Consider the following 8,295-nt stretch of genomic DNA (forward strand, 5'->3'; position numbering starts at 1 on the left):
CGGGGTGGCTCATGCCCTGCTTTTTTATGGACGCTTACCGATAATAATAGTTTAATCAATTGATATATCACTATTTATTGATAAAAGATGAAAAAATCGCGTTACAATAACGCACGATTGATAGAAAAATTTATCAGTTGTTATATTATCTATAGCTATTAACTATCAGTAATAAGTATGGGATCTGCAATGAATATCCGTGATTTGGAATATCTGGTGGCTCTAGCTGAGCATAAACATTTTCGCCGTGCGGCAGATTCTTGCCATGTGAGCCAGCCAACATTAAGTGGCCAAATTCGTAAACTTGAGGACGAATTAGGCGTTATGTTACTTGAAAGAACTAGTCGCAAAGTACTGTTTACCCAGCAGGGATTATTGCTAGTAGAGCAAGCGAAAACGGTATTACGTGAAGTGAAAGTGCTACAAGAAATGGCATCACTACAAGGTGAGAGTATGGCAGGGCCGTTACATATTGGGCTTATTCCTACTGTTGGACCTTATTTATTACCGCATATTATTCCCGAATTACATAGAAACTACCCTAAGTTAGAGATGTATCTTCACGAAGCACAAACCAATAGCTTATTAGCTCAGCTAGATAGTGGTAAACTCGACTGTGCTATTTTAGCCATGGTAAAAGAGAGTGCCCCTTTTATAGAAGTGCCTTTGTTTGAAGAGCCGATGAAATTGGCTATTTATGATGAGCATCCATGGCATGATCGCAAATCAGTGCCGATGGGGGACTTAGCAGGCCAACGTTTATTAATGTTAGAAGATGGGCATTGCTTACGTGATCAAGCTTTAGGTTTTTGTTTCCAAGCAGGGGCTAAAGAAGATACCCATTTTAGAGCAACTAGTTTAGAAACATTGCGTAATATGGTCGCTGCAGGAAGTGGTATTACACTTTTACCTGATTTAGCGGTACCTCAAGCGCAAAAACGCGATGGCGTTTGCTATTTAGATTGTACTTCACCTAATCCATCACGTTCTATTATTTTAGCTTATCGCCCCGGATCGCCTTTGCGTAATCGTTATGAACAATTAGCAGAGACAATCCGTGATCATATGACCGCATTTTATGAGGCTAAGAAAGCAGCATCAAAATAAGCGATTTAAACCATTTAAAGCAGCAACGCGATAGGCTTCCGCCATGGTTGGATAGTTGAAGGTGGTATTAACGAAGTATTCGATAGTATTGCCTTCTCCTTTCTGCTCCATAATTGCTTGGCCGATATGAATTATTTCAGCAGCGCGCTCGCCAAAGCAGTGTATACCTAAAATTTGCTTGGTTTCACGGTGAAAAAGAATTTTTAAGCTACCGACATTCATACCCGCAATTTGGGCCCTAGCAAGATGCTTAAATTGTGAACGACCGACCTCATAGGGGATCTTCATTGCGGTGAGTTGCTGTTCCGTTTTACCCACAGAGCTGATTTCTGGAATGGTATAGATACCCGTTGGAATATCTTCAATTAAATGCGTTTCCGAGGTACCTGTGGTAAGCGCAAGTGCCGCAATGCGCCCTTGATCATAAGCCGCAGAGGCTAAGCTTGGATAGCCAATCACATCACCCACTGCATAGATATGTTCACAACTGGTTTGATAATGCGCATTAACTGCCACTTGTCCACGGCTATCGGTTTTGATCCCAACATTTTCCAAACCAAGTGTATCGGTATTACCCGTTCTACCATTAGCATAAAGCAGACAATCGGCTTTGACTTTCTTACCGGATTTTAGATGAACAATAACGCCATCATCAACGCCTTCGATGGTGTCGTACTCTTCATTGTGTCGAATAACAATACCGTTATTCCAAAAATGGTAAGAGAGTGCATCTGACATTTCTTGATCAAGGAATGATAGTAGATGATCACGAGTATTAATTAAATCAACTTTTACTCTTAGACCTCTAAAAATAGAAGCGTATTCACAACCAATGACCCCAGCACCATAAATAATGACATGGCGAGGTTCATGCTCAAGGTCGAGTATGGTATCGCTGTTATAAATACGAGAGTGTGAGAAATCAACATCCGGTGGGCAATAAGGGCGAGAGCCTGTGGCAATAATAAAATTATCTGCACTGAGAATATCACAAGTACCATCAGGATAACGTACGCTAATTCTATGATCATCAATAAAAGCAGCTTCGCCTGAATACATCGTACAATGATTACGCTCGTAGAAGCCTTGACGCATTTTAGTCTGTTGACTGATTACCGTGCTGGCTTGGCGTAGTATTTGAGAAAAAGAGGAGTTGATCAGGCGAGATTGGTCGCTATAGAGCGGGTTTTGATTAAACTCGATAATACGACTGACCGCGTGGCGTAGAGCTTTTGAAGGGATAGTTCCCCAGTGAGTACAACCACCACCGACTTGATCATAACGTTCAATGACGGCGACGCGTTTTCCTTGTTTAACCAGCCCCATGGCCGCGCCTTCACCACCAGGACCTGAACCGATTACAATTGCATCGAAATGAGAATGTTGCATAGGAAGAGACCTGTTTTATACAAAACGACAACGACATATTAACATTAGAATGAATAATAGCCCAATTGACATTAGGGGCATTAGTCACACTTTATTTAGTTTTTTATCTGAATGTGTCGTTATGGATAACGGTACGTACTTATTTTCTGTAAAAATTTGATATATTGGTTATAAACCACATTTGGATTATCAGGATTGCTGTGAGTAATAATATTGGCATCAGAGCGAAACAAAAAGAAAAAACCCGCCGTTCTTTGATTGAAGCAGCTTTTAGCCAACTCAGTGCAGAACGTAGTTTTACTAGCCTAAGCTTACGAGAAGTGGCGCGAGAAGCGGGTATTGCACCTACCTCATTTTATCGTCATTTTAAAGATGTTGATGAGTTGGGGTTAACTATGGTCGATGAAAGTGGACTGATGCTACGTCAATTGATGCGACAAGCACGACAGCGTATTGCTAAAGGTGGAAGTGTGATCCGTACATCGGTTTCTACCTTTATGGAATTTATTGGTAATAATCCGAATGCTTTTCGATTATTGTTACGTGAACGCTCTGGCACATCTGCTGAATTTCGTGCCGCTGTCGCACGAGAGATCCAACATTTTATTGCAGAACTGGCAGACTACCTTGAGCAAGAAAGTAATATGCCACGTTATTTTACTGAAATGCAGGCTGAAGCGATGGTGACTATCGTATTTAGTGCAGGGGCAGAAGCATTAGATATTGATATTGAAAAACGCCAACAATTAGAAGAAAGATTAGTAATACAACTACGGATGATTGCCAAAGGCGCTTACTATTGGTATCGACGTGATTTAGAAACACCTCTACAAAATAACCCCGAAATAAAGAAAAAAATGCATCAGAAAGGAGATAAATGATGGAACAAAATCGCTGTGAAAAAAGCACACTATTACTTTCCGTAGTTATCGGTGTTGCTTTACATGGTAGTTACTCAACTTTATTTAACCCACTTACTGGACCTTGGTCTATTTTTCCACTGATTAGTTTAGTTCTAGCTGTTTACTGCTTATACCAACGTTATTTAAATCAACCAATGACTGATGGTATGCCTAAGTTAATTTTCTCATTCTTTTTATTAGGGCTATTTGGTTACAATGCTTATTTAAAAACCTCTAACCCTGAAATGGGCTCTAACTTCTTCTCTTCTGTATGTATTGTGATTATTGCTTTATGGATTTATCGTCAAATTAAACAGCGTAAACGTCTACGTGAACAGGAAGAAGACGCTGAGAAAGCATCGCAAGCAGAGCAATATTAATTGTTATCAGCTTTTGGTTGTAAACACAGCGAGATTTTGACACCAGTAAGTGCACTTACTGGTGTTTTGTTTTTATTGGCGTTTTAGTGGTAATTTCTACTATAACTTCTAAAACTAAAAGTTATCTTTTCTCCAATAGCACACCACATTCCATATGATGGGTGTAAGGGAATTGGTCAAAAAGTGCTAACTTACTGATTTTGTGAGTTTTGATCAGCGTTTCTAAATTCTGGCACAGAGTCTGGGGATTACAAGAGATATATAAAATGCGCGAGTAATTCTTAACCAACTCAACAGTTTTCTCATCCAAACCACTGCGTGGTGGGTCAACAAAAATAGTTTCACATTGGTAATCTTGTAGATTAATCCCTTCTAAGCGTTTAAATTCCCTTACGCCATTCATTGCTTGAGTAAAATCTTCCGCTGACATACGAATAATTTTAACATTATCAATATGGTTCATCGCGATATTATATTGCGCTGCATGCACTGAAGGCTTCGCTATCTCAGTGGCCAGCACTCGCTTAAAATTACGCGCAAGGGCGAGAGAGAAATTGCCGTTACCACAATAAAGCTCTAACAGATCACCGGTTGAGTTTTCAGTGACTGATAGTGCCCATTCCAACATCTTAATATTGACCTGTGCATTAGGTTGGGTAAAGCTATTTTCTACTTGACGATAGATCATCTGTTGACCCGCAACAGGTAATACTTCATCGACAAAATCATTATCGAGCATAATTTTAGTTTTATATGCACGGCCAATTAATTGCACATCAAATCCCTGAGCAATTAATGTTTGGCGTAATGCTGTCGCTTCTTGTTGCCAAGTCTCGTCAATTTTTTTGTGATATAACAACGATACAATGATTTTATTGCTTAAGGTTGAAAGATAATCAATTTGAAATAATTTATGGCGCAGTGTTGGTTTATCTTTTATTTCTGCCAATAAAGCTACCATCATCTGATTAATCAGTTGACTCGCCACTGGAAATTGGTCAACGCGGATACGCTGCTTAGTTTCTTGATCAAACATAATATGATACAGAGCGTCCTGCTCATGCCAGATGCGAAATTCTGCACGCATACGATAATGTTGTTTTGGTGATGAAAAAACTTCTACATTAGGCGCATTAAAAGGTGCCATCATCTTTTGTAGGCGTTCGGTCTTTTCATTCAGTTGAGACTGGTATGTTTGCGTAGGTAATGAATTTTGCATGGTATCTCGCCTTGTTTTTGGCAGTAATAAAGTTAAGCGAGCGAAATTGTAGAGATCCTCATGAAGATGTCCAGTATTCTTCATGTTCAATTTCTGGACTCAGTGAAGTTGGCATCGTAGCATAGCGATTCGGTCTCCGATATGGAGTGAAAAGGGAATCTGGTGCAAAGCCAGAACTGACGCGCAGCGGTAATAGGATCAAGGATAATAAAAGACACTGCAATGCACCAAAATCAGTGCTGTGGGAAGTCATTATCTTAAATGCTCAGAGTATTTAACCTAGAGTCCGAAGACCTGCCGAACATTTGTCGCATGTAAAATTAAGTACGCGTTTTATTTAATTTTGGCGGCATCCTGCTACTTATTTCTGTTGGATGCAGATTTCATGAATAATAAAAAAGTATTTTTTCTTTCAAGTGTTGCTTTAAGTGTTATGACGAGCAGTTTCAACCTATTTGCACAGGCTGATAATACATTGAGTGTGACTGCTAACCGTTTTCAACAACCTACCTCCTCTATTTTAGCGCCAGTGACTATTGTTGATCGTGAACAGATCGATCGCTGGCAGAGCAATAGTGTGCTTGATGTATTGCGTAGAATGCCAGGGATTGATGTAGCACAAAGTGGTGGTATAGGGCAACAAAGCTCAATATTTGTGAGAGGTACAAATTCAAACCATGTTCTTATTTTAGTAGACGGTGTACGTTTAAATCAGGCGAATGTTTCAGGAAGTTCTGATATTAGCCAAATTCCCCTTTCTCTTGTTCAGCGAATTGAATATATAAGAGGGCCTCGCTCTTCGGTTTATGGATCTGATGCAATTGGTGGTGTGATTAATATCCTCACAGAAAGAAACACGGAAGGAGGAACGCTTAATGCCACAATGGGTTCTCATGGTTATCAAGAATATGATGGCTCTGTAAAACAAAAAATCGGTGATAAAACAACACTAACGGTGGCAGGTAGTTATCTCTATACCAAAGGCTATGATGTAGAAGCGAGAGGTAATACAGGAGGGCATCCTCAACCTGATCGTGATGGTTTTATGAATAAGTCACTATGGTTAGGCGTTAATCACGATATAAATGATAACGTTTCTGTATATGCACGGGCTTATGGTTTTGATAATCGTATGGCTTATGATGCTGAGCCAGATTATAACGATAATACCATTATTACTGATACTCGTGCACTATTTAGCCGCACTTATGATGGTGGTGTGAAGTTTCATCGTGATAACTACTCTTCTTATTTGAATACCAGTTATAACTACACCAAAGATTATGATTACGATCCACATCAAGGTCGCTATGGTAAAGGTAGCCGGTTTACCAACTCCGAACAATATAATGTTCAGTGGGGTAATCACCTTTTATTAGGAAATGGCAGTATTGGGGGGGGTATTGATTGGCAGCGTCAATCAATTAAAGCGGGCTCTAATGGATTCCCTAATAAAGAACATTTCGATAATACGGGTTTATATCTAACAGGGCAGCAAAAGTTAGGCGATGTTATTGCTGAAGCATCAGTACGCTCGGATAAGCATTCTGAATATGGTTGGCATACGACTTGGCAATCGAATTTAGCATGGGAATTTGTGGAAGGTTATCGCGTGATTGGTGGTTATGGTACTGCGTATAAGGCACCAACACTGATGCAACTCTATAGTACATGGGGAAGCAACCCAAATTTACAGCCAGAAGAAAGTAAACAATGGGAGGGAGGCTTTGAAGGGATAACAGGGCCTTTAGAGTGGCGTTTGACTGCATATAGAAATAATATTACTAATTTGATTGAAGCCGATGATAAGCAAGGATGGAAAAATTATAATATTGGCAAAGCGTTAATTAAAGGTGTTGAATTTACTGGAGAAATGGATACTTGGATTTTCCATCATACCTTTAATTTACAATATATAGATACTAGAAATAAAGGAACACACCAACGTCTTGATCGTCGGGCTCGTCAACAGTTGAAATATCAACTTGATTGGCAAGTTGAAAAACTCGATATAGGAGTTACTTACCAATATATTGGTCAGCGTACAGATAAAGATTATGGCACAAATAAGAATGTTTCTTTAGGTGGGGTAAGTCTTTGGGATTTAACTGCGTCATATCCTATTACATCTCATCTCTCAATTCGTGGTAGAATAGCCAACCTGTTTGATAAAGATTATGAGACAGCTTATGGCTATCGCACGCCAGGACGTGAATATTTCCTCACCGGAAGCTACAACTTCTGATGCACAATCTACCGCTAATCCCACTGTCTTAGTTTTTGACTCTGGGGTTGGCGGTTTATCTATTTATCGAGAGATCCGTGAAAAACTGCCGGATGCTCACTATATCTATGTTTTCGATAATGAAGCATTTCCTTATGGTGAGAAACCGCAAGAGTTTATTATTGAGCGTGTCGTTCGTATCGTCAGTGCTGTCGCGCAACAGCATGAGTTAGCAGCGATTGTGATCGCTTGTAATACAGCAAGTACAGTAAGTCTGCCTGCTTTACGTGCTAAATTTACTGATATCCCCATTGTTGGTGTTGTTCCTGCGATTAAACCTGCAGCAAAACTTACCTGTAATGGTGTGGTCGGTCTATTAGCCACAAGAGCAACGGTTAAGCGACCTTATACCCATGAACTTATCGAACGCTTTGCGACGGAGTGTAAAGTGCATCTATTAGGTTCAGCAGAGCTGGTGGAGTTGGCTGAAAAAAAACTGCATGGCGAAAAGGTGTCATGCGATGAGCTACGTAGAATTTTAGCCCCTTGGCTTAAAATGAAAGAGCCACCAGATACGGTAGTATTAGGGTGTACCCATTTTCCTCTATTAGAAGAAGAGTTACTTTCTGTTTTGCCTGATGGTACTCGAATTATTGATTCTGGTGGTGCAATTGCAAGAAGAACTGCGTGGTTAGTTGTAAATCAAGATAAAATCAGAGGTTCAAAAGAAATTAGTTTTGCTTACTGTCTTAAAGAAGATGAGTATAGTGAATTATTAAAACCGGTTTTAGCCGATTTTGGCTTTAAAACGCTCAGAAAATTGGCGCTTTAAGTTAAATTTGTTGGAAAATTAAACGGTCGGTAAAAAAATCAAAAAAAAGTGTTGCCAGCTTCACAAAACTCCCTATAATGCGCCCTCGTTGTCACGGCACAGGGCGCTAAGCGAACCGGCTGAGAGAACAAAATAAAAAGTGAAAAGCCTGATAAATTAGCGCTTGACACTGAATGAGGAAGATGTAGAATGCACCTCCTCGCAACAACGCAGAAGACCGGAAACGGCAGCGACAGTTGCAC

Annotated in this window: 7 protein-coding genes and 1 riboswitch; of the genes, 5 read left to right on the forward strand and 2 right to left on the reverse strand. The window is 40.0% G+C overall.

The genetic code is table 11. The annotated features are described in order from the left end of the window. Nucleotides 1-189 precede the first annotated feature (189 nt). A complete protein-coding gene (gene oxyR, locus GWI58_RS16685) occupies nucleotides 190-1,107 on the forward strand; it encodes a DNA-binding transcriptional regulator OxyR (protein WP_004249700.1) in 918 nt (305 codons plus the stop codon). Here the strand turns inward: oxyR and sthA are convergent. Then, a complete protein-coding gene (gene sthA, locus GWI58_RS16690; protein WP_004246384.1) occupies nucleotides 1,099-2,496 on the reverse strand; it encodes a Si-specific NAD(P)(+) transhydrogenase in 1,398 nt (465 codons plus the stop codon). The genes oxyR and sthA overlap by 9 nt on opposite strands. 200 nt (nucleotides 2,497-2,696) lie before the next feature. Between sthA and fabR the strand changes: the two genes are divergently transcribed. Next, nucleotides 2,697-3,377 carry an HTH-type transcriptional repressor FabR gene (gene fabR, locus GWI58_RS16695; protein ID WP_004246383.1) on the forward strand — a complete coding sequence of 227 codons (681 nt, stop codon included), beginning with the start codon at nucleotides 2,697-2,699 and terminating at the stop codon, nucleotides 3,375-3,377. Continuing rightward, nucleotides 3,377-3,778: a YijD family membrane protein gene (locus GWI58_RS16700; protein ID WP_004249699.1), complete on the forward strand. Its 402-nt coding sequence runs from the start codon at nucleotides 3,377-3,379 to the stop codon at nucleotides 3,776-3,778. The genes fabR and GWI58_RS16700 overlap by 1 nt, the downstream gene beginning before the upstream one ends. Nucleotides 3,779-3,899: 121 nt before the next feature. On the opposite strand, the gene trmA is transcribed toward GWI58_RS16700, so the two are convergent. Further along, entirely contained in the window at nucleotides 3,900-4,997 is a 1,098-nt protein-coding gene (gene trmA / locus GWI58_RS16705; protein WP_161769402.1) for a tRNA (uridine(54)-C5)-methyltransferase TrmA, read from the reverse strand. A gap of 113 nt (nucleotides 4,998-5,110) precedes the next feature. Continuing rightward, nucleotides 5,111-5,313: riboswitch (cobalamin riboswitch) on the forward strand. 69 nt (nucleotides 5,314-5,382) lie between these two features. Between trmA and btuB the strand changes: the two genes are divergently transcribed. Next, nucleotides 5,383-7,242, forward strand: coding sequence for a TonB-dependent vitamin B12 receptor BtuB (gene btuB, locus GWI58_RS16710; protein ID WP_149127276.1), 1,860 nt, complete (start codon nucleotides 5,383-5,385; stop codon nucleotides 7,240-7,242). Next, complete coding sequence (gene murI, locus GWI58_RS16715) at nucleotides 7,187-8,053, forward strand: glutamate racemase (protein WP_004246377.1); 867 nt, start codon at nucleotides 7,187-7,189, stop codon at nucleotides 8,051-8,053. Before btuB ends, murI begins: the two co-directional genes overlap by 56 nt. Nucleotides 8,054-8,295: the final 242 nt, after the last annotated feature.

Source organism: Proteus sp. G2674 (genome assembly GCF_009915195.1).
GTDB classification, from domain to species: Bacteria; Pseudomonadota; Gammaproteobacteria; order Enterobacterales; family Enterobacteriaceae; genus Proteus; species Proteus mirabilis.